The 24,300-nt window shown below is 68.0% G+C and carries 25 protein-coding genes and 1 pseudogene; 7 read left to right on the top strand and 19 right to left on the bottom strand.

The window, feature by feature from the left end; genetic code table 11:
• Nucleotides 1-125: 125 nt before the first annotated feature.
• Nucleotides 126-1,175 carry a DNA cytosine methyltransferase gene (locus tag ACFYXF_RS42605; protein WP_389357990.1) on the top strand — a complete coding sequence of 350 codons (1,050 nt, stop codon included), beginning with the start codon at nucleotides 126-128 and terminating at the stop codon, nucleotides 1,173-1,175.
• A gap of 16 nt (nucleotides 1,176-1,191) precedes the next feature.
• Here ACFYXF_RS42605 and ACFYXF_RS42600 read toward each other — a convergent pair whose 3' ends face one another.
• The 6 genes from ACFYXF_RS42600 to ACFYXF_RS42575 all read right to left on the bottom strand — a co-directional run bounded on the left by ACFYXF_RS42600 (nucleotide 1,192) and on the right by ACFYXF_RS42575 (nucleotide 6,787).
• Entirely contained in the window at nucleotides 1,192-1,680 is a 489-nt protein-coding gene (locus ACFYXF_RS42600) for a very short patch repair endonuclease (RefSeq protein WP_389357988.1), read from the bottom strand.
• Nucleotides 1,677-2,651, bottom strand: coding sequence for a hypothetical protein (locus ACFYXF_RS42595; protein WP_389357986.1), 975 nt, complete (start codon nucleotides 2,649-2,651; stop codon nucleotides 1,677-1,679). The genes ACFYXF_RS42600 and ACFYXF_RS42595 overlap by 4 nt, the downstream gene beginning before the upstream one ends.
• Before the next feature lie 44 nt (nucleotides 2,652-2,695).
• A complete protein-coding gene (locus ACFYXF_RS42590; RefSeq protein ID WP_389357984.1) occupies nucleotides 2,696-3,739 on the bottom strand; it encodes a NaeI family type II restriction endonuclease in 1,044 nt (347 codons plus the stop codon).
• 607 nt (nucleotides 3,740-4,346) lie between these two features.
• Nucleotides 4,347-4,664: a VOC family protein gene (locus ACFYXF_RS42585; protein ID WP_389357982.1), complete on the bottom strand. Its 318-nt coding sequence runs from the start codon at nucleotides 4,662-4,664 to the stop codon at nucleotides 4,347-4,349.
• Nucleotides 4,665-5,115: 451 nt separating this feature from the next.
• Nucleotides 5,116-5,598, bottom strand: a complete 483-nt coding sequence (locus tag ACFYXF_RS42580) for a hypothetical protein (protein ID WP_389357980.1) — start codon at nucleotides 5,596-5,598, stop codon at nucleotides 5,116-5,118.
• Nucleotides 5,599-6,079: 481 nt separating this feature from the next.
• On the bottom strand, nucleotides 6,080-6,787 hold the full coding sequence (locus ACFYXF_RS42575) for an NAD(P)-dependent oxidoreductase (RefSeq protein WP_389357978.1): 708 nt from the start codon (nucleotides 6,785-6,787) through the stop codon (nucleotides 6,080-6,082).
• A 126-nt stretch (nucleotides 6,788-6,913) separates the two neighbouring features.
• On the opposite strand from ACFYXF_RS42575, the gene ACFYXF_RS42570 reads away from it, so the two are divergent.
• The 4 genes and pseudogenes from ACFYXF_RS42570 (at nucleotide 6,914) to ACFYXF_RS42555 (ending at nucleotide 8,720) form a co-directional block, all read left to right on the top strand.
• On the top strand, nucleotides 6,914-7,642 hold the full coding sequence (locus ACFYXF_RS42570) for a TetR/AcrR family transcriptional regulator (protein WP_389357976.1): 729 nt from the start codon (nucleotides 6,914-6,916) through the stop codon (nucleotides 7,640-7,642).
• Nucleotides 7,643-7,699: 57 nt separating this feature from the next.
• Nucleotides 7,700-8,053, top strand: a pseudogene (locus ACFYXF_RS42565) (beta-ketoacyl synthase N-terminal-like domain-containing protein); the annotation flags it as partial.
• Between the two features lie 17 nt (nucleotides 8,054-8,070).
• Nucleotides 8,071-8,439: a hypothetical protein gene (locus ACFYXF_RS42560; RefSeq protein ID WP_389357974.1), complete on the top strand. Its 369-nt coding sequence runs from the start codon at nucleotides 8,071-8,073 to the stop codon at nucleotides 8,437-8,439.
• Nucleotides 8,436-8,720, top strand: coding sequence for a hypothetical protein (locus tag ACFYXF_RS42555; protein ID WP_389358280.1), 285 nt, complete (start codon nucleotides 8,436-8,438; stop codon nucleotides 8,718-8,720). The genes ACFYXF_RS42560 and ACFYXF_RS42555 overlap by 4 nt, the downstream gene beginning before the upstream one ends.
• Nucleotides 8,721-8,761: 41 nt before the next feature.
• On the opposite strand, the gene ACFYXF_RS42550 is transcribed toward ACFYXF_RS42555, so the two are convergent.
• From ACFYXF_RS42550 to pqqA, 13 genes are all read right to left on the bottom strand, one after another.
• Nucleotides 8,762-9,946 carry a serine hydrolase domain-containing protein gene (locus ACFYXF_RS42550; protein ID WP_389358278.1) on the bottom strand — a complete coding sequence of 395 codons (1,185 nt, stop codon included), beginning with the start codon at nucleotides 9,944-9,946 and terminating at the stop codon, nucleotides 8,762-8,764.
• Between the two features lie 162 nt (nucleotides 9,947-10,108).
• Nucleotides 10,109-12,208 (bottom strand): PQQ-dependent sugar dehydrogenase, encoded by a 2,100-nt coding sequence (locus ACFYXF_RS42545; protein ID WP_389357972.1) that lies wholly within the window; start codon nucleotides 12,206-12,208, stop codon nucleotides 10,109-10,111.
• A gap of 36 nt (nucleotides 12,209-12,244) precedes the next feature.
• A complete protein-coding gene (locus ACFYXF_RS42540; RefSeq protein WP_389357970.1) occupies nucleotides 12,245-13,213 on the bottom strand; it encodes a hypothetical protein in 969 nt (322 codons plus the stop codon).
• Nucleotides 13,214-13,239: 26 nt separating this feature from the next.
• Nucleotides 13,240-14,019 (bottom strand): ABC transporter ATP-binding protein, encoded by a 780-nt coding sequence (locus tag ACFYXF_RS42535; protein ID WP_389357968.1) that lies wholly within the window; start codon nucleotides 14,017-14,019, stop codon nucleotides 13,240-13,242.
• Nucleotides 14,009-14,785, bottom strand: coding sequence for an ABC transporter ATP-binding protein (locus ACFYXF_RS42530; RefSeq protein ID WP_389357966.1), 777 nt, complete (start codon nucleotides 14,783-14,785; stop codon nucleotides 14,009-14,011). The genes ACFYXF_RS42535 and ACFYXF_RS42530 overlap by 11 nt, the downstream gene beginning before the upstream one ends.
• A complete protein-coding gene (locus ACFYXF_RS42525; RefSeq protein WP_389357964.1) occupies nucleotides 14,766-15,770 on the bottom strand; it encodes a branched-chain amino acid ABC transporter permease in 1,005 nt (334 codons plus the stop codon). Before ACFYXF_RS42525 ends, ACFYXF_RS42530 begins: the two co-directional genes overlap by 20 nt.
• Before the next feature lie 106 nt (nucleotides 15,771-15,876).
• A complete protein-coding gene (locus tag ACFYXF_RS42520) occupies nucleotides 15,877-16,764 on the bottom strand; it encodes a branched-chain amino acid ABC transporter permease (RefSeq protein WP_389357962.1) in 888 nt (295 codons plus the stop codon).
• Between the two features lie 10 nt (nucleotides 16,765-16,774).
• Nucleotides 16,775-18,013, bottom strand: coding sequence for an amino acid ABC transporter substrate-binding protein (locus ACFYXF_RS42515; RefSeq protein WP_389357960.1), 1,239 nt, complete (start codon nucleotides 18,011-18,013; stop codon nucleotides 16,775-16,777).
• A complete protein-coding gene (gene pqqE / locus ACFYXF_RS42510) occupies nucleotides 18,010-19,152 on the bottom strand; it encodes a pyrroloquinoline quinone biosynthesis protein PqqE (protein ID WP_389357958.1) in 1,143 nt (380 codons plus the stop codon). Before pqqE ends, ACFYXF_RS42515 begins: the two co-directional genes overlap by 4 nt.
• A complete protein-coding gene (gene pqqD / locus ACFYXF_RS42505; RefSeq protein WP_389357956.1) occupies nucleotides 19,149-19,412 on the bottom strand; it encodes a pyrroloquinoline quinone biosynthesis peptide chaperone PqqD in 264 nt (87 codons plus the stop codon). Before pqqD ends, pqqE begins: the two co-directional genes overlap by 4 nt.
• Nucleotides 19,413-19,432: 20 nt before the next feature.
• Nucleotides 19,433-20,158, bottom strand: coding sequence for a pyrroloquinoline-quinone synthase PqqC (gene pqqC, locus ACFYXF_RS42500; RefSeq protein ID WP_389357954.1), 726 nt, complete (start codon nucleotides 20,156-20,158; stop codon nucleotides 19,433-19,435).
• Nucleotides 20,155-21,063, bottom strand: a complete 909-nt coding sequence (gene pqqB, locus ACFYXF_RS42495; RefSeq protein ID WP_389357952.1) for a pyrroloquinoline quinone biosynthesis protein PqqB — start codon at nucleotides 21,061-21,063, stop codon at nucleotides 20,155-20,157. The genes pqqC and pqqB overlap by 4 nt, the downstream gene beginning before the upstream one ends.
• 9 nt (nucleotides 21,064-21,072) lie before the next feature.
• On the bottom strand, nucleotides 21,073-21,189 hold the full coding sequence (gene pqqA, locus ACFYXF_RS42490) for a pyrroloquinoline quinone precursor peptide PqqA (RefSeq protein ID WP_389357950.1): 117 nt from the start codon (nucleotides 21,187-21,189) through the stop codon (nucleotides 21,073-21,075).
• Between the two features lie 293 nt (nucleotides 21,190-21,482).
• On the opposite strand from pqqA, the gene ACFYXF_RS42485 reads away from it, so the two are divergent.
• The gene (locus tag ACFYXF_RS42485) at nucleotides 21,483-22,538 is read left to right on the top strand and encodes a PQQ-dependent sugar dehydrogenase (RefSeq protein WP_389357948.1); all 1,056 of its coding nucleotides are present in this window, start codon (nucleotides 21,483-21,485) and stop codon (nucleotides 22,536-22,538) included.
• A 99-nt stretch (nucleotides 22,539-22,637) separates the two neighbouring features.
• Nucleotides 22,638-24,275 carry a serine hydrolase gene (locus ACFYXF_RS42480; RefSeq protein ID WP_389357946.1) on the top strand — a complete coding sequence of 546 codons (1,638 nt, stop codon included), beginning with the start codon at nucleotides 22,638-22,640 and terminating at the stop codon, nucleotides 24,273-24,275.
• Nucleotides 24,276-24,300: the final 25 nt, after the last annotated feature.

Below are 24,300 nucleotides of genomic sequence, written 5' to 3'. Positions count from 1 at the left end.
TGCGTTCAGCGAACCGCGGGGCGTGTTGCACACTGTGTCTGGTCTCGTTGTCAGTGGGGTCTGTCACCCTCAGTGATGGTGGATTGCAATATGTGTCTGCCGCTGCACGACTGTAAGGAGGGGGCATGACCCGCACGAACGCACTCAAGTACACCTCGGTGGAGATCTGCGCCGGGGCTGGAGGCCAAGCCGTCGGTCTGCATAACGCCGGCTTCAAGCATGCCGCCTTGATTGAGATCGACAAGGACGCCTGCCAGACGCTCAGGGATAACACGGAGAAACACTCCGAGTGGGCTGGCTGCAAGGTCATCCAAGCTGACCTGAGGGAGTTCGACCCTTCCACTCTGGGGCTTGAGTCTGGGGAGCTTGATCTTCTGGCCGGAGGAGTGCCCTGCCCGCCCTTCTCGGCAGCGGGCAAGCAGTTGGGGCGCGACGATGAGCGCGATCTCTTCCCGACCATGCTTGATCTCGTCGATCACCTTGAGCCCAAGGCTGTGATGATCGAGAACGTGCGTGGGCTGCTTGATCCGAAGTTCGCCGAGTACCGGCAGGACATCATCAAGCGTCTGGAGTCGATGGGGTACGAGGAGTGCTACTGGGACATCCTGGAGGCCAAGAACTACGGCGTCCCGCAGCTGAGGCCTCGGGCCATCCTCGTTGCGATGAAGCCGCAGTACGCCAAGTACTTCGAGCACTCGAAGCCGCAGGCAAGCGGACTTGTCACCGTGGGCCAGGCGCTGCACGACTCGATGAGGGAGCGGTACGACGCCGTTGCCGGTGACTCTCGGGCTGACGACAAGTTCAAGAACTGGTACGAGAAGGCGCTGGAGGGCGTGGCCCCCACAGTCGTCGGCGGCTCAAAGAAGCATGGTGGAGCCGATCTCGGCCCGACGAGGGCCAAGCGGGCATGGGCTGATCTTGGTGTGTGTGGTCTTGGTGTCGCGAATGAGCCCCATGAGATGAAGGATGCCGAGCGCGATCTGTTCGCTCCGGCAGGCCCGAAGCTCACCGTGACCCAGGCTGCACTCATCCAGGGATTCCCGGTGGACTGGAAGTTCTCCGGCCGTAAGACGGCGGCGTACCGCCAGGTGGGGAACGCGTTCCCCCCTCCGGTCGCCAAGGCTGTCGGAGAGCAGATTTACGCGGCGTTTGAAGCCGCAGCGAAGGCGCGGTAGCGCTCAACGATGTGCCTCACGGCTTCGCCTTCCTGAGGCGGCTCACTGTGGCTGCGATCTTCACGGCGCAGTCTTCGGCTGGATCGTGCTCCCAGAACCGGAGCACGGTCCAGCCTGCTTCCTTGAGTTGCTCGTCCGTATCGCGGTCGCGAGCCATGTTCCTGGCGACCTTGTCTGACCAGTAGCCGGGATTGGTCTTTGGTGAAACGTAATGCTCTGGGCAGCCATGCCAATAGCAGCCGTCGATGAACACGGCCAGCTTCGCAGGGCGGAAGACGATGTCTGCAGTCCGGCGAAGCCCAGGCAGGGGCTTCGCTGCGACTCGGTATCTCAAGCCTTCGGCGTGCAGGAGGCTGCGCACCAGTCGTTCCGGTTTGGTGTCTCGGCTGCGGATTGCCTGCATGTTCCGGCGACGGGCTGCGGAGGAGGCCCAGGATCCTGCCGGAGGCTCCCAGGCAAGATCGGGCGCGTCCTTGCCCTCTGTGTCTTTCTTGCCTGCGCTCACAGGATGTCTCCGCTCTCGCGAAGGTCGAAGACAAGAGCATCAAGACCATTCAGCGTCAGCGTCTCAGCTCTGGCGACCCCCTCCTTGCGGAGTGACTCCAAGTCTGGCCAGCGTTCCTGAGGCGAAGCGCCTGCCGGTAGCTCGTTCACCGCCATCCAAGAGCCAACCCACCCCGGGCACAGGTGGTAAGTGCGGTCTTCGACGCTCTCTCGCGCAACCTTGGGCGCTCGTGGGAATTCGGCCGTTGCCAGGGCGTAGGGGATATCGGGGCGATAGCGGGTGAGGGGCACCATCTGTGCTGCCTCAGTACCTCGGTCAGACCGCCAGGACCACTTCGATGACAGGGCTGCGACGAGCCGGTCCCCGTCGTCGATGATGAGGATGTCGCTCTTCCGACCGCTCACATCCCTTCGCATGTGGAGGCCTCGAATGTGAGTGAGCGGGACTTCGTGGCGGACCTTCCAGCCGTCAGGGAGGCTGCGCTGGAGAAAGTAGATGAGGAAGTCGCGGAAGAGGGTTCCTCGCGTGCCGGGTTTCAGGTCAACAGGTCTTTCAAGTTTAATTCCCCTGGAATCAATGACCTGTGCCCATAGAGCCAGAACTGCAATCTCGGCTGAAGTGCGTCGGCTGAAGCGTTGGCCTTTCGCGGAGTCTTCTACGCCATCGTCCACACGGAAAGTCCTCACCGGAGGCGACCAGGTGATGGGTCCAGGTGTGTGGGGAGTTGCGTCGAGTGCCGTGCCGATAGCGTCGTACGCCGTGTGGCCTGAAGCTGTCAGCCAGGCTGGATTCCAGCCGATTCCCAGACGTACGGCTGCATCCTCGATCGTCTCGGCCTTGTCGAGGTAGATATTTGCAGCGTGAGCAAGTTTTGAGTCGCTCCAGCAAAGACCGAAGATTACTGCACTGATGGCCTCAGCATCTTTGAGATGCTTATCGACGAGGGCCTCTTGCTCAGGTTTGAGTGACATGAGTTGAGTTCCAGGAAAGTAGCGGGTAGGGCTGGGCTGGCGGTCTAGGAAAGGGCTGTGTGAGACGGTAGCTGTGGCCCTGCCTCCAGAGGGTCGTGCTCTTCGGCGACTGCCCAGCTCTGGCCGTCGAGAACTACCTGCGGGGCAGTCTCATGACGTGCATCAGCGCGTACTACACGCACACTCACGAACTCTCCTTCGCCTGGCGGCAAGAGCCCGAGCTTCTTGGCAACAGCCCGATGGCTGTCGTAGTCACCCATGATGATGATTCCCTCGGGCCTCAGCGCTGAGCGGGAGCCTCCATTGCCGCGGACCCGCTTCATGTAGTCCTTCTGCTGAGCAACTGTGCGTACTACGTTCCGCCCGATTCTGCGCTTCTGTACACGTCTGAAGAGTTCGTTGAGGCGCTGTTGCCCGGAGCTGGATGCGAAAACCGCTTCTCGGTCGAGTGGGTTCATGTGCAGAAGAACGTTCTCTGGCAGAAGCGCATCGCGCCAAAGCCAGAGAATTTTATCGCGGTGCTCTGCTTTGATGGTGAGCTTGAGGTCTCGGTTGTTGCCCCCATTGAGCCACTCGCGGCGTATGCGCAGGAGCCCAGCGCTCCAAGAGGTTTTGTAATCGTCTGCCCATACCAGAAGGCAAATATGCCCCATTGCCTCGGGTGGAATCATCCAGCTCCCGAACTGCTGTGAATACTTGCAGTCCACGTCGATTCCGGCAATTTGGTAGTCCATGGTGATGCCGTCATCGAAGTTGAATTCTCGCTGGAGATTGATCTCGACCAACGTTCCGGCGTGCGTCTTCTCTGTCTTGAACAGCGTTTTCCAGTCGTAGCGCCCGGTGACCTCACCATTGAGCAGTTGGTCTATGGTGTCGCGAAGGACGGTGGCGAAACGTTGGCCGTCTGGGTCATGGTCCAGAGCTCTGATGTGGTCGTAGACCTTGATGAGCTCGGGGTCAGCTTGCGCGAGTTCATTTCGAGCGATTTGGGTAGCGGCTTGAATGTCATCCTCGAATGGAAGCAACTTCCGTCCCTGTCCGATGAATTGAGGCGGGTGCAAAGCTGAGCCCTGCCCGACCGCGGCCATGTCAGCGAGTCTAGGCCCCGTGGCAGTCTCCGTGCCCCTGATCCGGTTCACACCAATAGGCCACCTCCGGCTGAGGCGTTCAAGCCACCACCTCGTTCGCGCCGCCGAGGTCTTCGTCTCCTGCAGCAGCAGTGCTCCCTCTCCTGGTAGGGCTTCCTTCCGACCCATCATGGGGTGCCTCCGGCACTGGCCTGCTTGCTAGCGTCCGGCCCATGAGCCGTCAGTGCCCCTGTCCGCGCAGTTGATCTGCGGGCTGAACCGGTGGACGCCGTGCTCGACCGTGTGGCCAGGTCTCTTGACGTGCGCCTCGACAGGAACTCGGTGGTACGCAAGCGACGTTCGGTCGGTGCGCGGACGCAGCGGAAAGCCTGGGTACGCATTCGAGCGGCGCCACGACTTCGAGAGCCGGGACGGCAAGTTGATGACGCTGTTCGTCTGCGCGAAGATGCTCGGCCCCTACACTCACCTCGAAGATTCCCGTCTGGAGCCCGCTCGCAGGACGGCGGAGCGCCTTGTCACGGACTTCAGACAGGTTGAGGGCGGGTACTGCGTCACCGGGGCAAGTCGTTGAGGGGGACGATCCAACGGTCAGAACAACGGCCGAGGGCTACTTCGACGGTGAGATCTCGCCGCCGATCCCCGTCTCATTCCCGTCGGAGTCGCGAAACACCCACTTGCACACGCTGCCGTGCTGCTCCACCTCCACCGGCTCCAGACCTCGCTCAGCGATCCGTGCGACCTCGGAACCGGGTTCGTCCATCCAGATCATGTTCACCGCCCCGCCCGCCCGGTCTGCGTCTTCGACGATGTACACGTACCGGTCCTCGGCCAACTGCCACACCGCTTCGATGTCGTTGGGGTAGAAGGTCGGCTCCGCACCGAGCAACTGCTTGTACCACTCCAGAGCGCTCTTGAAGTTGCGCACTGCAATCCCCGCAAAAATCCCTACAGGCACGACCGACTCCCACTCTCTCAAGATCAACCTTGGGCGGACGGCTGCTTTCGCCAGAAGAGCAGACTGCATCAGAAGGCAAGACTCATCGGACGTCGCCCGGGCCGCAGATCTGTGGGACAGCCCGGAACGAGAAGCCGAGAAGCCGTGCCTCATCCAACCGAGGCGTTTGACAACGACCCCAGTCGTTTCTCCTTCTTTGCCAGTGAACCTAGTCGTCCGAGGGCGAGCGGCCGGAGGCACTGGGTGGCTGTACCGGCTGGGGTGGATCTTGCGGAGGCGTACGTTGAGTCGTCGTACGGACGCTTCACGCGAGCGACGACGGCGTCCGCCGTTCGACTGCGTGACGGTCAGATTCGAGGACGTGGCACCGGTACGGACGATTCGCTGTTCGAGTGGTGAACTCCTGCTGAGTTGATACTGATCAGCGGGTGGGGAACGAAGCCAGAGCAAGATCCCACTCGTCAGCTGCGCGAAGCAGAGCAGCTATATCCACCTGGGCCTCGATGAAGTACTGGTAGATGTCTGCTGCATTCTCACCCTGCTGCCATGGGGGTGCCGCCTCCATGGACAGGTGCACACGAATCACCGCACCTTCCTCGCTTCGATCGACGAGGCTGAAGGCCAGGACCGGCTCGACGAACCACGTGTCCGGGGACAACGAGCCGTCGGCATCAGGTCCGGTCACCGCAACCGTCCCCACCGCCACCGCGCGCAGCCAGGCGGACACCTGGCGGGCTTCATCGATCAGCAGACAAGGATCAGTGAAAGCCCAGATGCCCTCCGGAGTTATCACCGAGCCACCGATGACCAGCCAGTTGTCATCGTATGAGTCGCCGCGGACCGCGGAGAACTGGTACCGCAACGGGCAAAGCTCGACACTGCTGGCCTGATCACCCAAGAGCATTGCCAAAGGGTGTCACGAGCCTTCTCGACGTTGCACAGGCCCTCGCAACACGTCAGCACAACCCCATGGCCGAGCTGGGCAAGACGGGCCGTTTGACATCCAACTCAGTCGCTCCAGGTCAGGGCGCCGCTCTGGATTCACTTCCTTGTCGAAGGACAGCGCCGGCTCAGTTGGTCTGGGAGGGCACGTTCTGTCCCGGCTCCGAGGAACTGGCCCCCGTCTCAAGTGAACTGGTCCAATTCGCTGGCGGTCTCAGGTGGCCTGGCTCGCCAACCTGTGTGACGGGGTGCGGGCGTACCACTGTGGCTCTCAGCCGTGCACGGATGAAGTCGCCTGTCGCCAGGCCGCTTCGCCCTCTCACTCGATGACTCGACCTGCCCGAAGGCGGACAGCACCGCCGGGAACCGACACTGCGGTACGGCCTGGACGAAGGCCCCGGCCGCCGCTGTGGCGGGCCGGGGCCTTGGAGCAGCACGTCTCTTCAGTAACCGATCGTGAAGCGTCGCTGCACGAACTGCGGCAGCTCCGCCTCGTCGATCAAGGCGACCGCCGCATCCTCCGCCGAGATGCGGCTGCGCCCCTCCGCGTCGCGGACCGCCTGGTCGCCGCCGATGCGGAAGCGGCCGGTGCGCTCGCCGGGGGCGATCTCCATGGCGGGGCTGAAGTAGGTCCACAGCCGGTTCGAGGTGCGCAGGACGTCGAAGCCGTCACGGGCGCCACGCGCCGCCGCCGCGTAGGCGCGGGGCAGGCCGAGCTGGTCGAGGATCTCGTGCATGCGTTCGTCCGAGTCGGCGAGCGCCAGCCCGGGCTCGACCTCCAGGCTGCCCGCGCCGCCGATCACGATCAGCCGGATCCGCGGGTGGCTCTCCAGCGCCTCCGTCAGTGCGTACGCCACGGTGGAGTGGGTCGTGGGGTCGGCGATCGAGCGCCGGACGGTGTCCTCGAAGTCCTTGGCGGCGTTGCCGGGCTGGTAGGCGCTGATGAGCACGTCGAGGCTGGGCAGCACGGCCTCGATGCTCGCCGCGTCCAGGACATCGACGCTCGCCCAGGTGATGTTCTCCCGCTTCTCGTCGGCCCGTGGCCGCGACGCGTCGCGGCTGAACGCCCTGACGTGATGCCCCCGTTCCAGGGCCTCGGCAACGACCCGGCTGCCGATGGTCCCCGTGGCTCCGACGACTCCGATGTGCATGGTTCTCCCCCAACTCGCATGCGGCACGAGGGCGCGGTCAACCGGATCGGTTGCGCCCGTGCAGTGACTATACGCCGTGAAGTTTCTATACGGCCATCAATTCGGGTAACGCTGTAGAGTGCTCGGGTGGCAGGTTCGGCGAGCAGGGCGGGAAGCACGGGGCGGCGCGAGCGGCTGCGGGCCGAGACGACGGCCGAAATCAAGGACGTGGCACTGGAGCTGATGGCCTCGGGCGGGCCCGAAGCCATCACCCTGCGGGCCATCGCCCGCGAGATGGGCATGACGGCCAACGCCATCTACGGCTACTTCGCCACCCGCGACGATCTCGTCACCGTGCTCATCGGAGACGTGTACACCGAGCTGGCCGACGCCGTGGACACCGCGTGGGAGAGCGCCTCCGCCGAGAGTCCGGCCGCCCGGATCCAGGGCTGGGCCAGCGCCTTCCGGAACTGGGCCCTGGCCAACCCCGAGGGCTTCCGGCTCGTCTACGGCGACCCCGTTCCCGGCTACGACACCCCCCACGGAGGCGCCGCCCCGGAGGCCGCCCACCGGGTCTGCGCCGGGCTCACCGCGCTCGCGTCAGCCGCCTGGCCGTACGCCGAACACCTCCATGAGGGCAGCGAGTTCGAGTGGTCCGACTTCGACGCCGGGCTCGTCGACAAGGTCCGCGCGGACTTCCCCGGCCTGCCGCCCGCCGCCGTCGCGCTCGCCCTGCGCATCTGGGGGCGCCTGCACGGCCTGGTGTCACTGGAGGTCTACGGCCATCTGCGCACCCAGACGACCAACCCGGACAAGCTCTTCCGGGAGGAAGTGACCCAGCTCGTACGGTCGTTGGACATCCCGCTGCGCAGCTGAAGCCCCCTTGGGTACAGCACGGCGGGCTGTGCCCGGCCCGGCGGTGAACAGGGCTTCAACATCGCCCGGATCGCCGCTGTCCTGCTCGGCTGGGACCACGTGCCCGGGGTGACCGTCAACTGCTTCTGCACCTCTTCACTGCAGGCGATCCGTATCGCCGCGCAAGCCGTGCGCTGCGGGGACGCCGACGTCGTTGTCGCGGCCGGAGTCGAGTCGCAGTCCCGTCTCGCCCACGGCAGTTCCGACACCTGGCCCGGCACCGAGAACCCCGCCTTCCACACCGCCGGACAACGCACGATCCGGCGCTCACAGGCCGACGCGGGCCCCTGGAACGACCCCCGCGAACAGGGCGGGCACCCCGACCCGTACATCCCGGTGGGACTGGCCGCCGAGAACACCGCCGACCTGTACGGCATCACCCGCACGACATGGACGCCTACGCCGCACGCTCCCACCGGCTCACCCAGCAAGCCCTCGACCAGGGCTTCCACTTCGGCGACATCGTCCAGGTCAAGACCCCGGACGGCACCACCGCCACCGCCAACGACTGCCCGCGCACCGGGGTCACCCGGCAGAGCCTCGCCGCCCTGCCGCCACGGTTCCGCCCCGACGGCAGGGTCACCGCGGGCAACAGCGCCCCGCTGTCCGACGGAGCAGCGGCGGTCGTCGTCATGTCCGAGAGCTACGCCCGCGCCCACGGCCACACCCCGCTCGCCCGCATCCTCGCCACCGCCGTCAGCGCGGGCACCCCCGAGACCGAGGGCCCGGTCCCGTCGCCGCGACCCGCGCCGTCCTGACCAGGGCCGGCCTGTCCCTGGCAGACGTCAGCACCGTCGCCGGCAACGAACCCTTCGCCGCCCAGATCCTGGCCTACTGCACCGAACTCGGCCTGGACCCCGAGCGCGTGAACCCGCACGGCGGCTCGATCGCCCTGGGCGAGCCCTACGGCGCGGCCGGAGCCCGGCTGACCACAACCGCCCTCGCCACCCTGCGCCACGACGACCTCGGCACCGCCCTGATCAGCGTCGTCGCCGCGGGCGGCCAGGGCATGGCCCTCCTCCTGGAATGCACCTCATAGGGGGCACCAGCCCCCGTAACAGTGAGGGCCCTCTCAGGAACCTAGCGCGGGGAAACCGAACCGTCGTACACGTTCTTCGGCGTAACGATCCCGGTGACCGCCCGGGCGAGGAGCGTGGACGGTTCCTGGCCCTCGCTGAGGGAGTCCGTGTTGATCATGATGACCAGGGTGGCCTTCTTCGAGGGCAGATAGACGGTCACCGTCTCGTAGCCCGGGATGGAGCCGTTGTGGCCGATCCAGCCGCCGGTCTCGAAGATGCCGAGGCCGTAGCTGAGGCCGGGGAGTCCGGTCGGCAGCGTCTTGAGGCGCTGTGCCTGGGTCTGGGGGCTGAGGAGTTTCCCCGTGGCGACGATTTCCGCCCAGCGGCGCAGGTCATGCAGGTCGGAGATCATCGCCCCGGCCGCCCAGGCCCAGCTGGGGTTCCAGTCCGTGGCGTCGGCGACCGTGCCGCTCAGGGTCTGGTTCGTGTAGCCGCGGGGGTGCGGCTCGGGGAACTCGGCTCCCTGCGGGAACAGCGTGTGGCCCAGGTGGGAGGGCCGTAGCACCCGCTTGTCGATGACGTCGGCGAGGCGCTGGCCACTGACCTTCTCGATCACCAGGCCGAGCAGGACGAGGTTGGTGTTGGAGTACTCGAACTCCTTCCCCGGCGCGAAGGTGTTCTTGTGCTTGAAGCCGTACGCGAGTACTTCCCGAGGCGTGAAGGAGCGCTGCGGGTCGCTCAGCAGGTCCTGGACGAAGTCCGGATCGGAGGTGTACGGGAACAGGCCGCTGCGCATCTCCGCGAGGTGGCGCAGGGTGATCCGGCTGCCGTTCGGTACGCCGTGGACGTAACGGGAGATCGGGTCGTCCAGCCTGATCCGGTGGTCGTCGACGAGTTCGAGCAGCGCGGTGACCGTGAAGGTCTTGGTCTCGCTGCCGATCCGTACGAAGCCGTCGGTGGTCATCGGCCGGCGGGTGGCGGTGTCGGCGACACCGGTCGCGCGGACGTAGCTTCCCTTGCCGGGCATCCACACACCGACGACGACACCGGGGATGCCGGCCTGCCGGCGGACATCCTCGATCGCCTTGTCCAGCCGGGCGGTCACCTTGGGGCCGAGGCCGCCCGGCGGACAGTCATGACGGTCGTTCCGGACGTGCAGGTCGACCCTTGCGGCCTGGACGGCCGCGGCGGGAGCCGTTGCCATCGGGCCCAGAGCACATGCCACGAACAGCGTTGCGGCGAGCATCCGGCGGTGAGGGGTACGTCGTCGCATCGGAGGGTGCCTCTTCCAGTCACGGGCAGTCACGGGCAGTCACGGCCTCGGACGGCAAGGTCACCATCGGCGACTCGTCGCAAAGGCCCCCTTCCGATCGCGTACCGGCGAGTCCACTCGTTCGGAGCCGCACCCTCAGGGAGAGGAAACCCTCAGGTCGCGAAGCCGCCCCGTGTTGTCGAACGACCCGAAGCCCACCCTCCCCGAGGCGAGCGTCGTGTCCACGGCCGTCATCAGTGGGCGCTTCGAGCCGTCGACGTAGACCGCGATCTCGCCCGTGCCCGCGCAGCGCACCACCCGCACCTTGTGCCAGGCGGTGTCAGTGATGGCCGGCGGGGCGCCCGTCGTGCCGTTCCACTGGTCGTCGATGCGTAGGCGGTCGGCGTCGTTGACCACGAAGATGCCGTTGTGCGGGTAGATCGTGTTGTCCTGGGACAGGTGGACGTAGGAGAACCTCGTGTCCGACTGGTAGTCGAAGACGACGATCACGTCCCTGTTGGTCGTCTCGACCGGGGTGTCTATGCGGACTTCCGCGTCGATTCGTACGTCGCCGTACGCCGCCGGGCCCGCCGTCAGTACCGCGTACTCGTACGGGCGGCGCGGGCCCGGGCGCTGGACCCCGGCCTCCGCGAGAACGGCCTCGCGGCCCGGGAAGCGCCACTTGGACGGGGTGACGGGAGCCCAGTTCCGGCCGTCCATGACGTGGGTGAGCCGGGAGCCGGTGGTGTCGCAGGACGCGAACTTGCGTGTGCCGGTGATCTTCCAGATCTTGCCGTTGGCCTTCGACAACAAATACAGCTCGCCGGCGGCGTCCCGGCCGAAGTGCAGGTCCACCCGGGGGTCCTGGGCCAGGTCCCGCATCGTGACGCGCTTGCCGCTCGCGTCGTACAGCATCAGGTCGTACAGCTGCGCCAGTTGCCCGCTGCCGCGCCGCATGTCCTTGGTGTCGGCGAAGAGCAGACGTCCGTCGACGATGTCCCCGAAGATGTATTTGCCGCGTAGTTCTGGCAAGTCGCTGCCTCGGTAGACGAAGCCGCCCACCACTGCCCGGCCGACGTCGGACGTGCAGTTCCAGTCGGCGGGCGGGTCGTGGTCGTAGGCGACGACGGGGTAGACGTAGCCGTACTTCTCGTCGTCCTCGGGGAGCGGGAGGATCTGGTCGCAGGGGTCGGTGGCCGTCTTGTCGAAGACGAACGGGCCCTCGCGTTCGCTCCAGCCGAAGTTGTCGCCCGCGCGCACCTCGTAGACCGACTCGACGGCGTGCTGGCCGATGTTGGCGACGTACATACGGTGGCTGCCCGCCGGGTCCCAGCTGAAGCGGTGCGGGTCGCGCAGGCCGTACGCGTAGATCTCGCCGAGTGCGCCGGGTACGCCCGCGTACGGGTTGTCCGGCGGGATTCCGTACTTGCCGTTGGCGCTGTTCGTGCCTCGCGGGTCTATGCGCAGGATCTTGCCGTGGGGGAGGGAGAGGGTCTGCGGCTCGGTGTTTCTTACGCCCTGGCCGCCATCGCCGACTGCTAGGTAGAGCAGTCCGCGGTCGGGGTCGTGGGGTCCGGCCGTCGGGTTGAAGTCGATCTGCTGGATGCCGTGGATCGTGCCCACGAAGCCGATGCGGAGGATTTCGCGGCGGGTGCCGCTGAAGGTGTCCGCCGAGGGGTCGGTGGCGGTCCACTCGGTGACGATGCCGTGGTAGACGGTGGACGCCTGCTGTCGGTAGTCGGGTACGGCGGTGGTGGCGGAGGCCAGTTCGGTGTGCACGGTGTAGAAGCGGCCGTTGCGGCGGAAGTCGGGGTCGAAGGTGACGAAACCGAAGCCCTGGCCGAGGCCTCGGCTGGCGAAGAACGCGGGCGAGAAGGTGGCGGCGATGTCCAGGTAGAGGTGGGGGCTGCTGCCGTCCCGGACCAAGTACAGCTTGCCGTTGAGGTCGGGTACTGCCTTTCGGCCCGAGCGGTCGGGGAGTTCGCTGAGGTAGTTGATGCGGGCCTGCCGCATCAGCCGGGGGTCGGTGACCGGGCCGGGCGGCGGATCGGTCTTCGGGAAGGAGGCGTACTCCTCCACGGTCAGCCCGATGCCGGAGGCGGCGGGGCGTTCGGGGATGGGGTCGGTGAGGGGGGCGGCAGCCGCCGCGAGCGCTCTGCCGGGGAGTGCGACCAGGGCCGACAGCAGCAGGGCCAGGGCGATCAGAAGGATCAGAGGGGAGTGGGCTCGGGGTCTGGTGCCGGGAGATGCGGCCATGGGAATGGCACTCCTTTTGTCTGTCTGCATGGGTCGTCAGTGGGCGGCCATCAGGCGGTACTGGGCCCGTATTCGGTCGCCGCCCACCGCGCTGTCCAGGAACATCAGGCTGTCCATGCGGCAGTCGCAGGGATTGCGTTCGACGGTGTTCTGCGGGAAGCTGCCGCCGATCTTGATGCCCCGGGGGTCGGTCGGTGAGGCGCGGTGCGGGCCCGGGCCCGCGAGGTCCCAGGGGTCGCCGGGGACGGTGTAGGAGCCGTCCAGCTGCCGGCCGTCGCGGTACAGCGCCATCGCTCCCGTGCCGAAGTCGAAGGTGGCGGCCAGGAAGACCCACTCGCCGACCGGCAGCAGGGTCCGCCAGTCCTGCGAGGCGGCGAAGGTCTGCGAAGCCGACCCGTCCACGCGCCGGCCGAGGGCTACGAGCCGCAGTTCGCCGTTCACCTCGATGATCTCCAGCAGGCCCCGCACAGCATGGCCGTCGGAGTCCCCCGACAGCACCCCGGCCAGGCCCACGGCGCCGTAACGGTCGTCCGGGGCTGCCGTGTTGCTGTTGAGAGCCGGGTTCGGGCCGGTCATCTTGAACCAGCCCATCACCGTCATCCCCTCAACCCCGTTGAACGCTCGGAGAGTTGGCACGCCGGACGGCCCGTACACCCCCGCCTTCCAGTCGTCGTTGCCCTTCGCGTCCGGGGTGACCTGCCGCACCTGGATCGAGGTCCGGCTGCCCCGGTGCGCACCGTCGTACGTGCGCATCCGGGCCCCGCCACCGACCAGGTCGATGTCGGTACGGGAGAAGCCCAGGTCCCGTTCGCGCGCCGGGTTGCCGCGGACCGGGTGCTCGAAGTCGTAGTACGCCGCCAAGTGGGGGCGTAGGGAGGGGAGTACGGGGCCTGCCCCCGCCCCCACCCCCTTCCCTGTTCCTGAGGGTGCCGCTGCTGTGGTGGCCAGGGCGGTCAGCAGTGCGGCGACTGCTGCTGCCACGAGCGTGTTCCGTCTGCTGCGCATGAACGGTCTCCTTGGAGTCGTCGGACTCATCGGCGTGCGGGCCGACCGCCCAGATACAGCTCGCCGAGCTGCGGGTCGGCCAGCAACTCCCGTGCCGGGCCCGCGATATGGACCCGGCCGAGGTCGAGGACACAGCCGGTGTCGGCGGCTTCCAGGGCGCGCCGCGCGTTCTGTTCGACCAGCAGGACGGCGGTCCCCGCGTCCCGCATCCGGACGATCTGCTCGAAGACCACCCCGGTCGCCTTCGGATCGAGCCCCATCGACGGCTCGTCGAGGAGCACGACCCGGGGTTCGACCATCAGGGAACGCGCGAACTCCACCTGCTTCTGCTGTCCGCCTGAGAGCAGCCCGGCCAGGCTCGTCCACCGCTCGGCAACGACCGGGAACAACTCCCGTACGAAGTCGGCCCGTTCGGCGATGAGGGCCTTGTCGCGCAGGGTGTAGCCGCCGAGGAGGACGTTCTCGGCGACTGTCATCTCCCTGAACACGCTGTGGCCTTGGAGGACATGGGCGACTCCGGCCGCCAGCATCCGCTGCGGGCCGCGGCCGGTGACGTCCTCGCCGTCTACGAGGATCCGGCCCGAGCGAGGGGTGAGGAGACCGCTGGCCACCTTCAACACGGTGGACTTTCCTGCCCCGTTGGGCCCGACCAGACAGACGATCGCCCCGGCCGGTACGCGGACCGTGAGTCCGCGCAGGACCAGTGCCGCCCGGCCGTATCCGGCGCGGATGTCGTCGAGTTCGAGAAGGAAGGGAGGGTCGGTGGCGAACCCCGAGCCCGGGTCGGTGTGAGAGTCAGACGCCAAGGTATGCCCCGAGCACTCGTTCGTCGGACTGGATCAGCGAGGGCGGGCCCTGTGCGATCGGCCGGCCGCGGTCGAACACGACGACGTGGTCACTGAGGCTCATGACCATGTCCATGTTGTGCTCGACGATCAGGAACGTCCGGCCCTCGGCGTTGAGTTCGCGCACCAGGTCGCCGATGCGGTCGATGAGCGCCGGGTTGACCCCGCCCGCCGGCTCGTCCAGCAGGATCAGCTCCGGCTCGCTCGTCAGTACGCCCGCCAGCTCCAGCAACTTCTGCTGCCCCCAGGAGAGTTGGCGGGCCTCGGCCTGCTCCAGGTGCTCGATGCCCATCCGGGTCAGCCAGTAACGTGCCCGCTCGGTCTCCGCACGCGTGCCCGAGCGCCCGAGCTGGCCGGTGAGCCCGCGCGGCCGGACGGCGGCGAGGAGGTTGTCCAGCACGGTCATCCGGGGGAAGACCCGGCAGAGCTGGAAGGAACGCCCGATGCCGGCGCGGGCGATCCGGTGCGGGGGGCTGCCCGTGAGGTCGCGTCCTCGGTACGTGACGCGGCCGGAGTCCGGGCGGATCATCCCGGTGACACAGTTGAAGAAGGTCGTCTTTCCCGAACCGTTGGGTCCGATCAGGGCGTTGACCTTGCCGTGGTGGAAGGTCACGGTGGCCGAGTCGAGTGCGGTGACTCCGCCGAAGGCCTTGGTGAGCCCGGTGGTCGCGAGGCTCGGCTCGGGCTCCGCGCCAGCAGATGCCTCTTCAGGTGCCGCTTCGTTCACTGTTCCTCACCTCCGTCGCGTCGCGCCCGTCGGTCTCCTCGAACTCCCCGCCCCGCTCCCGTAGTTCGGCCGCGGTCACCTCCCGTATGGAGGCGTCGCCGGTCCGGCGGAACCGGCCGAGCAGGGCGTCGGCGGCCGGGATGACGCCGTCCGGCATGAACGTCACGACGACGCCGAGGAGCAGCCCCGCCACGACCAGGTGCAGAGGTGTGTCCCCGTACTCGACCTTGGAGTACTCCAGGGCGTACCCGACGATCAGTGCTCCGAGCAGCGGCCCGTACAACTGGCGTACGCCACCGAGCAGTGCCATCAGCACCATGTACGAGCCGCTGAGGATGGAGAACTGGAAGACCGGGTCGAGGTCGCCGAACCACAGGGCGTACAACCCGCCCGCCAGCGAGGTGAAGGAGGCGGAGACGACGAAGACGACCAGCTTGTACGTGAAGGTGGGGATACCGAGCGACTGCGCCTTGTCCTCGTCCTCGCGGATCGCCTTCAGGCCCATGCCGAACCGCGACCGGTCGATGACCCACCACGCCAGAAGGGCCAGCGCGAGCAGTGCCAGGAAGAGGAAGTAGAAGGTCCGGTGGTGCTCGGCGCGCAGCATGCCGGGGAAGGGCCGCGGTACGACCAGTCCCCGGGAACCGCCGGTGAGGGAGGACCAGCTCTGGAAGACCAGCAGCAGGATGAGGACGAGGGCGATGGAGACGATGACGAAGGAGGCACCGCGTACCCGCAGGGCGGCGTAGCCGACCGGAACGGCGAGTGCCGCCACCATCAGCGCGGCCACGAACAGCGCGGCGAAGGGCGGGAGTTCGGCCTTGGCGACCAGGAGCCCGGTTCCGTACGCCCCGAGTCCCGCGAACGCCCCATGTCCCAGGGAGACATAGCCCGTGAAGCCGCCGACGAAGTTCCAGGAGGTGGACAGCACCGCGTAGTTGAGGATGGCGATGCCGACCGTGATCTCGTAGGGGCTCGGCGCCATGGACGGGAAGGAGAGCGCCACGGCGGCTGCCAGGAGCAGGACGCCGAGATGGACGTACCTGTACCTGTATCTGGACCTGGATCTGGACCTGGATCTGGACCTGGATTCAGAACCGTTGCGCAAGCCGCCCCCCGAAGAATCCCTGCGGCCGGACGGCCAGCGTGGCGAAGAGCGCGACGTAGAAGACGGTCTGCGCCCAGGTGGTGGACAGTTCGAGTTGGAGCAGGCTCTGGAGGATGCCCAGCGTCATGGCGGCGATGGCGGCGCCCGGCACGCTGCCGAGTCCGCCGACGACGATGATGGCCATCAGCGGGCCGATCCAGTGCCAGTGCAGCGAGGGGTAGATGGTGGTGTCGAGGGCGAGTGCCGTGCCGCCGACGGCCGCCGTGGCGAGGCCGAGGCCGAACCCGTATCCGGCGATCCGGTCGGTGTCGATGCCCAGGAGCCGGGCGGCGTCCGGGTGTTGGATGGTGGCGCGCAGTGCCTGGCCGAACCGGCTGTGCTTCATGAGGAGGTAGAGGCCGAGCAGGGCGAGCGCGGCCAGGCCGAAGGCGATCAGCTTCACCACCGCCACGCGTGCCCCGAGGAACTCGATGCTCTCGGAGCTGTAGCCGAGCCGGATCCGGCGCTGGGTGCCGCTGAACGCGTATCCGAGCAGCCCCTCGATGACCAGCGCCACCGCGAACGTGAGCAGTACGGACATCATGGTGAGCGTCGCCGGGCGGAGCCGGGTCAGGAGCAGCCGTTGCATGGCGACGCCCGCGGCGAAGAACAGGGGCACGGTGACGAACAGGGTGAGGAGCGGGTCGACCCCGGTTTCCCGGTGTGCCCACCAGGCGAGGTAGGCGGCGAGGATCAGGAAGGCGGAGTGGGCGATCATCACGACGCGCATGACGCCGAAGTAGAGGGTGAGGCCCGCCGCCAGGAGGGCGGACAGCCCACCCAGCAGGACGCCTAGGACAAGGCTCTGGAAGACGAGACTCGCGGAGGGCATGCCGGCCTCCTCACCACGCCGGTTTCGGATAGATCAGGTCGGCTTCCTTCTGTGCCTCGGGGAGCACGATCTGGATCTCGCCGCCGACCCACTGCTGGATCATGTGCGCGCTCTGCGGCCGGCCCTTGTCGTCCCACTTCAACGGGCCCACGACGGTGTCCACTTGATTGCCGCGGAGCCACTCCACCAGCTTGCTCTGGCAGTCCGGGTCCTGGGAGGCGCACTGGGCGGCCTCGACGGCGGCGGCCACCACCTGACCGGTCGTGTAGGCGTTGGCCTCGTCCTCCTCCGGCGCCTTGCCGAACTGCGCGGTGTACTTCTCGACGAACTCCTTGTTGGACGGGTAGGCGGCCTTCTGGGTGTAGCCGGTGGGCGCGAGGATGCCCTCGGTCCTGTCGCCGATGGCCTTGGCGAACTCCGGCTCGGTCGGCGCGGTGGAGAAGGCGGCCAGCTTCGGCTGGTAGTCGAGCTGTTGGAGGGCGACGATCAGGTTGACGCCGTCCTGGTACTGGCTGCCGCCCACCACGATGTCGGCCTTCGAGTCGGCGATCTGGGCGGCGATGCTGCCGAAATCGGTGGTGTTGGGCGGGTAGACCTCGTCGGCGACAGTCTTGACGCCGCCCTTCTCCAGCTTCTCCTTCAGCCCGTACGCGGTTCCCTGGGCGAAGGGGTCGTCCATGGCGGCGTACGCGGCTGTCTTCGGACGCTCGCTCTCCGGCATGGCCAGGATGTGGTCGGCCAGGAGGTTGTAGTGGTCGTCGGCGACGGCCGGAGCGGCGTAGAAGAGGTTCTTGAAGCCCTGCTCGAAGACCTCCGGGGCCGCGCCCGCCGGTTCGACGAAGAGCATCCCGTACTCCTCGGCCAGCCGCGCGGACGGGACGACGAGCCGGGTGGAGAACGGCCCGAAGAGCAGGTCGACCTCGTCCCTGCCGATCAGCTGCTCGTAGTCGGAGACGACGCGGTCGGCGTTGGACTGGTCGTCGAGGATCTTCAACTCGACCTCGCGGCCCAGCAGTCCGCCCTTGTCGTTGACGATCTTCGCCCAGGCCTTGTAGCCCCGTTCGACGCCCTTGCCGGGTTCGGAGAAGTCGCCGGTGAGCGGTAAGGAGACACCGATGACGATGGGGTCGTCGGCCGAGTCCTGGGAACCGGAGCCCGAGCCGCAGGCACTGGCGGCGAGTAACAGGGCGAGGGTGCCGGCGGCGGTCCGTACTCGTCCGCGGTCTGGTCTGTGGTGCGTTCTGGTCATCGCTTGACACCCCTCGTGACTTCCGTGTGGTGGCGATCGGGCCCGCGGTAGACGTAGTGCGAGGCGTCGGTACTGCTCGACGCTCGCGACAGGGTGCGTACGAGAGCGTGGTCGGGGGAGAGCGCGCAGGCGGGGTCGGTGCGGGCGGCGTCACCGGTGAGCGCGTGGGCCTGACAGCGGCAGCCGCCGAAGTCGATCTCGCGGCGGGGACAGCCACCGCAGGGTCCGGTCACCGTCCACTCGGTGCCGCGATAGCGCTCGAAGGCCGGGGAACTGTTCCAGATCCACTCCAGGGACCGGTCGCGTACGTTCGGTACGTCGTCCGGGCCCAGCAGGTCCCGGGACGCGGGGCACGGCAGGACGGCGCCGTCCGGGGCGACCGTCAGCGACACCGCGCCCCACCCGCCCATGCACGGCTTCGGCACCCCGTCGAAGTAGTCCGGCATGACCCACACCAGCTCGGTGGTGCCCGCCAGTTGCTCCCGCCGGCGCTCGACCGCCTCCCGGGCGCGGGACAGCTGGTCGCGGGTGGGCAGCAGCGCGGTGCGGTTGAGCAGGGCCCACCCGTGGAACTGGACGTTGGCCAGCTCGATCCGCTCGGCGCCCCAGGCCACACCCAGGTCCACGATGTCGTCGACGGCGTCGAGGTTGTCGCGGTGCAGGACGACGTTGAGGCCCAGCGGCAGACCCGCGTCCCGTACGAGAGCGGCGGCCTGTTCCTTCGCTCCGAACGACCGGTGACCGCCGATCCGGTCCGACGCCACCGCGTCCGCGTGCTGCACCGACAGCTGCACGCTGCGCAGTCCGGCGGACACGAGCGCGGACATCCTCGCCGCGCTCAACCCGACGCCGCTGGTGACCAGTTGGGTGTAGATCCCGGCTCCCTCGGCGGCGGCGACGACAGCCGTGAGATCGCGGCGGAGCAGCGGTTCGCCACCGGAGATGTGGGTGTGCACGACGCCGAGGTCCGCCGCCTGCCGGAACACGTCGGCCCATTCCTCGGCGGAGAGTTCGTGTGAACGGCGCGTGAGTTCCAGGGGGTTGGAGCAGTAGGGGCAGTGCAGCGGGCAGGCGTGGGTGAGTTCGGCGAGCAGGGCCCAGGGAGGCGGCGGAGCCGTACCCGGCGGCGCGCTTGTCATCGCAGCCAGCCCTCCTCGCGTACCCGGTCCAGGAACCGGGGGACCTCGGCCGCCACGGGGGCGCCGGGGAAGCGGGCCGCCAGCTCCTCGACGATCTCGTCCACGTGCCGTCGGCCGTCGCACAGCCGCAGAATGTCCGCCGCCCGGCCGCCGAGGACCACCACCCGCTCCGGCAGGACCAGCAGGTCTGCCCGGCGCACCCGGTCGTGGCGGAGCACCACCGAGCGCGCCAGCGCCGGCCGCCACCCGGTCCCAGCCACAGTCCCAGTCACCGTCACCGTCATTCGCGTTCCTTCCGCTCGCCGTGGTCGATCGCGTCGAGCAGCGACCACAGCACGTCGCACTTGAAGGCGAGGGCCGCCACGGCACGCTCCTGGTCGGCCTCCGTGCGGGCCCAGTCGAGGACGAGGCCCAGCGCCTCGCCGCTGTCCTGCCGGCCCTGGGTCTCGCGAGTACGGAAGTACGCGAGCCCGTCGGCGTCGATCCACCGGTAGTGACGCTCGAACGCGGCGATGCGCGTGCGCATGATGCCCGGCGCGGACAACTCGGTGAGGGAGGCCGCGACGGCCTCCAACGGGGAGCGGAGCCGGCAGAAGTTGACGTATCCGTCCACCGCCAGCCGTACGCCGGGCAGCACTCCCGCACCGGACAGCAGCTCGGCCCGGTCGAGCCCGGCGGCCTCGCCCAGCCGCAGCCACCGCTCGATCCCGCCCTCTCCCTCGGCCCGGCCGTCGTGCTCCTCGATCCGCCGCAGCCACATCCGGCGCAGTCGCGGGGTGCCCAGCTTGGCCAGGACCAGGGCGTCCTTGACGGGGATGTGCCGCTGGTAGTGGAACCGGTTGAGGATCCAGCGGCGCAGCTCGTCGGGGGTCAACTCCCCTTGGTGCATACGTACGTTGAAGGGGTGGCGGTCGTGGTAGTGGTCGCGGGCCACGGCCCTGAGCCGTTCCTCGAAGTGCCGTTCCTCGAAGGCCGTACCGGTACTCGTGTCGACACCTGTGCTCACAGTTGGATCACCATTCCGTCTCCGGCCACCTCGATGCCCCGGTCGGCCAGCTGCTTGTACTGCGGTGCGCTCGGATCGACGAGAGGATTGGTGTTGTTGAGATGGGTGTAGAGACAGCGGGCGCGCAGCGGCGCCAGGCGCTCGGCGGTGCCGCCCGGCCCGTCGATCGGGAGGTGCCCCATACCGGTCGCGGTGCGGGTGGAGATGCCCGTGCGCCGGGGTTCCTCGTCGTCCCAGAACGTGCCGTCGACGATCACGCAGTCGGCTTGCTCGGCAGCGTCCTGGAGAGCGTCGGGCCAGACGGCCAGCGCGGGGGCGTAGACGATCGTCGCCCCGCCGGCGCGATCGGTGAGAAGCAGGGCCACGACCCAGGAATCCCCGTCGGGCACGGGTAACTCCGCCGCGTAACGGGGGCGTTTGGCGGAGACGGGGATCGCGCTGATCGTGAGGGGCGAGTCCTCGGTGAGCGGTACGGGCCGCTCCGGGGACAGTTCGCGCCAGGTGAGGGGGGTGTACGGGCCGAGAACGGCCTCCAGGCGCAGCCCGGTGAGCAGTGCCTCGCGTACGGGGTCGGTGGCGAGCAACTCCAGTCCGCCGGCGCCGGCTTCGCGCAGCCGGGCGATACCGAGGGTGTGGTCGAGTTCGGCGTCGGTCAGGATCAGCCCGGCGATCGGGGTCCGCCGCGAACCGGGACCGGGCCGCAGCGCCGGGCAGTCCTCGATCTGGTCGCCGATGTCGGGGGTGGCGTTGATGAGATACCAGTGGTCGTCGGACGCCTGTACGGCGAGCGAGGCGTGGCGGCGGCGCCAGTGCGGGTGTGCACGTGCCCCGGAGCAACCGGGACACGCACAGTTCCACTGGGGTACGCCACCGCCCGCCGCGCTGCCGAGCACGTGCAGCAGCACGGCGGCGGGCTAACGGTCGCTCAGGAAATACGCGGTGACCTCCAGCGCGGTCTCGACGACCACGTAGTCGGGGGTCTGCCAGCTCTGCGCCTCTTCGTCGACCTGCTGCTGTACGGATTCGGTCATGTGCCGTACCTGCCTTCCGAGGTGGGGGATCTGAGGTGCAGCATCGCCAGCATTCGCCAGCCGGGTCAATGGGTCGGCGGCAAAGTGATCCGATCTCTAGTTGGCCGAAAATGAGAACCTCAAGGTCGGCCGATGTCGGGTCTGTTGGCAAAACTCCTGTTGAGATGAGAATTGCAGGATGGCTCGCCGGGTGAAGGTATGAACCTTTGGCTTTAACCGCACTTGACCCTCGACTGCATACCTCCTACCTTCCGGAGGGCTTCCTGACACCCCCCACAGCTAGGAGTTCGCCCATGCGCGCATTCCGAACCATCGCGACGGCCGCTGCCGTGGCCGCCCTCACCACAGGTCTCCTCGGCGCCGGCAGCGGCACCGCCTCGGTCCCGTCGGCCATCCGAACCGTCTCGTCCGGATGGACCGTTCCCTGGGGTCTGAGCTGGCTGCCCGACGGGTCGGCGCTCGTCACCGAACGGGACTCCTTCAAGCTCTTCAAGCTCACCCAGGCGGGCACGAGGACCGAGATCGGCAAGGTGCCCAATGTCGTGACCACCAGCGGCGAGGGCGGCCTCCTCGGCGTCGCGGTCTCACCGAACTGGAGCAGCGACCACTACGTCTACCTGATGCACTCGGCGGCCTCCGACAACCGCATCGTCCGGATGACGTACGACGGCACCTCGCTCGGCGGCTACACCGTCATCGTCACCGGCATCGCCAAGAGCAAGTACCACAACGGCGGTCGCATCAAGTTCGGCCCGGACGGCCACCTCTACGCCACCACGGGCGACGCGCAGAACAGCGGCCTCGCCCAGGACCGGAACTCCCTCAACGGGAAGATCCTGCGGATGACGAAGGACGGCAAGGCCGCCCCCGGCAACCCGTTCGGCACACTCGTCTTCTCCCTCGGTCACCGCAACCCCCAGGGCCTCACCTGGGACGCCCAAGGCAGGCTCTGGGAAGCCGAGTTCGGCAACAGCCAGTACGACGAGCTCAACCTGATCGAGTCCGGCAAGAACTACGGCTGGCCGACCTGCGAGGGCAGCTGCTCCACCTCCGGCATGACGAACCCCAAGCGGCAGTGGACCGTCAGCGAGGCATCCCCGAGCGCGGTCGCGTACGCCGACGGAGCCCTCTACCTGGCGGCACTGCGCGGCGAGCGGCTGTGGCGCATCCCGGTCAGCGGCACCAGCGCCGGCACCCCCACCGCGTACTACACCACCCAGTACGGCCGGCTGCGCACGGTGGAGAAGCTCCCCGGCAAGAACGCCCTGTGGCTGTCCACCACCAACGCCGACAACAACGGAGGCGAGCCGGACGGTGCGGACAAGGTGTTCCAGATCGATCTGCAGTAGGACGCCGTCCGGCCGTAACCGGGTGGTGCGGTAGGCGGCGGGTCCCCCGAATGGCTCGCCGATGCGACAGGCGTCGGGGCGGGGCCTTCACTGGAGAACATGTCCCGCCTCGACCGGGCGCACGTCCGGCGCCTTCGCTCCGCTGCGGGCCTGGGCCTGATCGCGGCCCTGGCCGGCGGCGGCTGCACGGGCCCCGCCGACACCTCCTCCGCCGCCATCCATGAGGCGGCCGCCACGACGTCGCCGCTGCCCACCGTCCCGCCGGCCCAGCCGCCGCCACGACTCATGCGGGCCAAGGTCGACGCCGCCGTGGACCGGCTCGACGGAGTCGTACAGGACGCCATGCGCAGGACCGGTGTGCCGGGGGTCGCCGTCGGCGTCGTCCATGACGACGAGGTGCTGTATCTGAAGGGCTTCGGCGAACGGAAGGCCGGCGCGGAGGGCAAGGTCGGGCCCGACACCGTCTTCCAGCTCGCCTCGGTCTCCAAGCCGGTCGCCTCGACGGTGGTCGCCGCGGCCGTGGGTGACAAGACCGTCGGCTGGGACGACCCGGTCGTCGAGCACAGTCCCGGCTTCGCCCTCAAGGACCCCTGGGTCACCCGCCACGTCACGCTCGCCGACCTGTTCTCGCACCGCAGCGGGCTGCCCGACCACTCCGGGGACCTCTTGGAGGACCTCGGCTACGACCGCTCGTACATCCTGAAGCGGCTGCGTTACGAACCCCTGACGCCATTCCGTGCCAGTTACGCGTACACCAACTTCGGGCCGACCGAAGCCGCGGTCGCCGTCGCGCGGGCGGCGGGCACCAGCTGGGAGAACCTGTCCGCCGACAAGCTGTACCGGCCGCTGGGCATGGACTCCACCAGCTCCTCCTTCGCCGACTACGAGAAGGCCCGGAACAAGGCCGTCACCCATGTGAAGCAGGGTGACACCTGGCAGGCCGAGTTCGTACGGGACGCCGACGCCCAGAGCCCGGCGGGCGGGGCCAGCTCCACCGTCCGGGACATGACGAAGTGGCTGCGCCTGCAACTCGGCAACGGCGAGTTCGACGGGCGGCGGGTCGTCGACGGCGACGCGCTGGACGAGACCCACCTGCCGCACATCGTCTCCGAGCCGCCGCACGCGCCGGCGGGCAGGACCGGGTTCTACGGGCTCGGCTGGAACGTCGGCTACGACGACCAGGGCAGGCTGAGGCTCGGCCACTCCGGCGCCTTCGCGCTGGGTGCGGCCACCACTGTGACCCTGCTGCCCTCGGAGAGCCTCGGCATCGTCGTCCTCACCAACGGCGCGCCCGTCGGCGTACCCGAGGCGATCGTCCACACCTTCCTCGACACCGCGCAGACCGGCGGGCCCACGGTCGACTGGCTGACGTTCCTCGGCCCGCTCATCCAACAGGCGGCGGCGGGCGACCGCTCCGAGACCGACTACACCAAGCCTCCGCCACGGCCCGCACCGGCCAAGGCGAACGGTGTCTACACCGGAACGTACGCCAACGACTTCTACGGTCCGATGACCGTGAGCGCCCAGGGCGACGACCTCGTCATGCGACTGGGGCCGAAGAAACAGCGGTTCACCCTGCGGCACTACGACGGCAACACCTTCAGCTACCGCACCACGGGCGAGAACGCCGTCGGGCTGTCCGGCGTGACCTTCGGCATCGGGTCCGACGGACGCGCCGACAAGGTCCGGGTCGAGAACCTCGACACGACCGGCCTCGGCACCTTCACCAGGAAATGAGCCCCAGCACGCGGGGCGGTCTCCC

Origin of the sequence: Streptomyces sp. NPDC002680 (genome assembly GCF_042889145.1) — a bacterium.
GTDB lineage: Bacteria > Actinomycetota > Actinomycetes > Streptomycetales > Streptomycetaceae > Streptomyces > Streptomyces adonidis.
The sequence above is the reverse complement of the archived record's forward strand: the minus strand, read 5'-3'. Positions and strand labels throughout refer to the sequence as shown.

What these genes read in the sequence shown, in the direction of transcription:
- ACFYXF_RS42605 (WP_389357990.1), top strand. Translation starts at nt 126, where the DNA reads ATGACCCGCACGAACGCACTCAAGTACACCTCGGTGGAGATCTGCGCC.
- ACFYXF_RS42595 (WP_389357986.1), bottom strand. Translation starts at nt 2,651, where the DNA reads ATGTCACTCAAACCTGAGCAAGAGGCCCTCGTCGATAAGCATCTCAAA.
- ACFYXF_RS42590 (WP_389357984.1), bottom strand. Translation starts at nt 3,739, where the DNA reads ATGGCCGCGGTCGGGCAGGGCTCAGCTTTGCACCCGCCTCAATTCATC.
- ACFYXF_RS42580 (WP_389357980.1), bottom strand. Translation starts at nt 5,598, where the DNA reads ATGCTCTTGGGTGATCAGGCCAGCAGTGTCGAGCTTTGCCCGTTGCGG.
- ACFYXF_RS42575 (WP_389357978.1), bottom strand. Translation starts at nt 6,787, where the DNA reads ATGCACATCGGAGTCGTCGGAGCCACGGGGACCATCGGCAGCCGGGTC.
- ACFYXF_RS42560 (WP_389357974.1), top strand. Translation starts at nt 8,071, where the DNA reads ATGGACGCCTACGCCGCACGCTCCCACCGGCTCACCCAGCAAGCCCTC.
- ACFYXF_RS42550 (WP_389358278.1), bottom strand. Translation starts at nt 9,946, where the DNA reads ATGCTCGCCGCAACGCTGTTCGTGGCATGTGCTCTGGGCCCGATGGCA.
- ACFYXF_RS42545 (WP_389357972.1), bottom strand. Translation starts at nt 12,208, where the DNA reads ATGGCCGCATCTCCCGGCACCAGACCCCGAGCCCACTCCCCTCTGATC.
- ACFYXF_RS42540 (WP_389357970.1), bottom strand. Translation starts at nt 13,213, where the DNA reads ATGCGCAGCAGACGGAACACGCTCGTGGCAGCAGCAGTCGCCGCACTG.
- ACFYXF_RS42525 (WP_389357964.1), bottom strand. Translation starts at nt 15,770, where the DNA reads ATGGCGCCGAGCCCCTACGAGATCACGGTCGGCATCGCCATCCTCAAC.
- ACFYXF_RS42520 (WP_389357962.1), bottom strand. Translation starts at nt 16,764, where the DNA reads ATGCCCTCCGCGAGTCTCGTCTTCCAGAGCCTTGTCCTAGGCGTCCTG.
- ACFYXF_RS42515 (WP_389357960.1), bottom strand. Translation starts at nt 18,013, where the DNA reads ATGACCAGAACGCACCACAGACCAGACCGCGGACGAGTACGGACCGCC.
- pqqE (WP_389357958.1), bottom strand. Translation starts at nt 19,152, where the DNA reads ATGACAAGCGCGCCGCCGGGTACGGCTCCGCCGCCTCCCTGGGCCCTG.
- pqqA (WP_389357950.1), bottom strand. Translation starts at nt 21,189, where the DNA reads ATGACCGAATCCGTACAGCAGCAGGTCGACGAAGAGGCGCAGAGCTGG.
- ACFYXF_RS42485 (WP_389357948.1), top strand. Translation starts at nt 21,483, where the DNA reads ATGCGCGCATTCCGAACCATCGCGACGGCCGCTGCCGTGGCCGCCCTC.
- ACFYXF_RS42480 (WP_389357946.1), top strand. Translation starts at nt 22,638, where the DNA reads ATGTCCCGCCTCGACCGGGCGCACGTCCGGCGCCTTCGCTCCGCTGCG.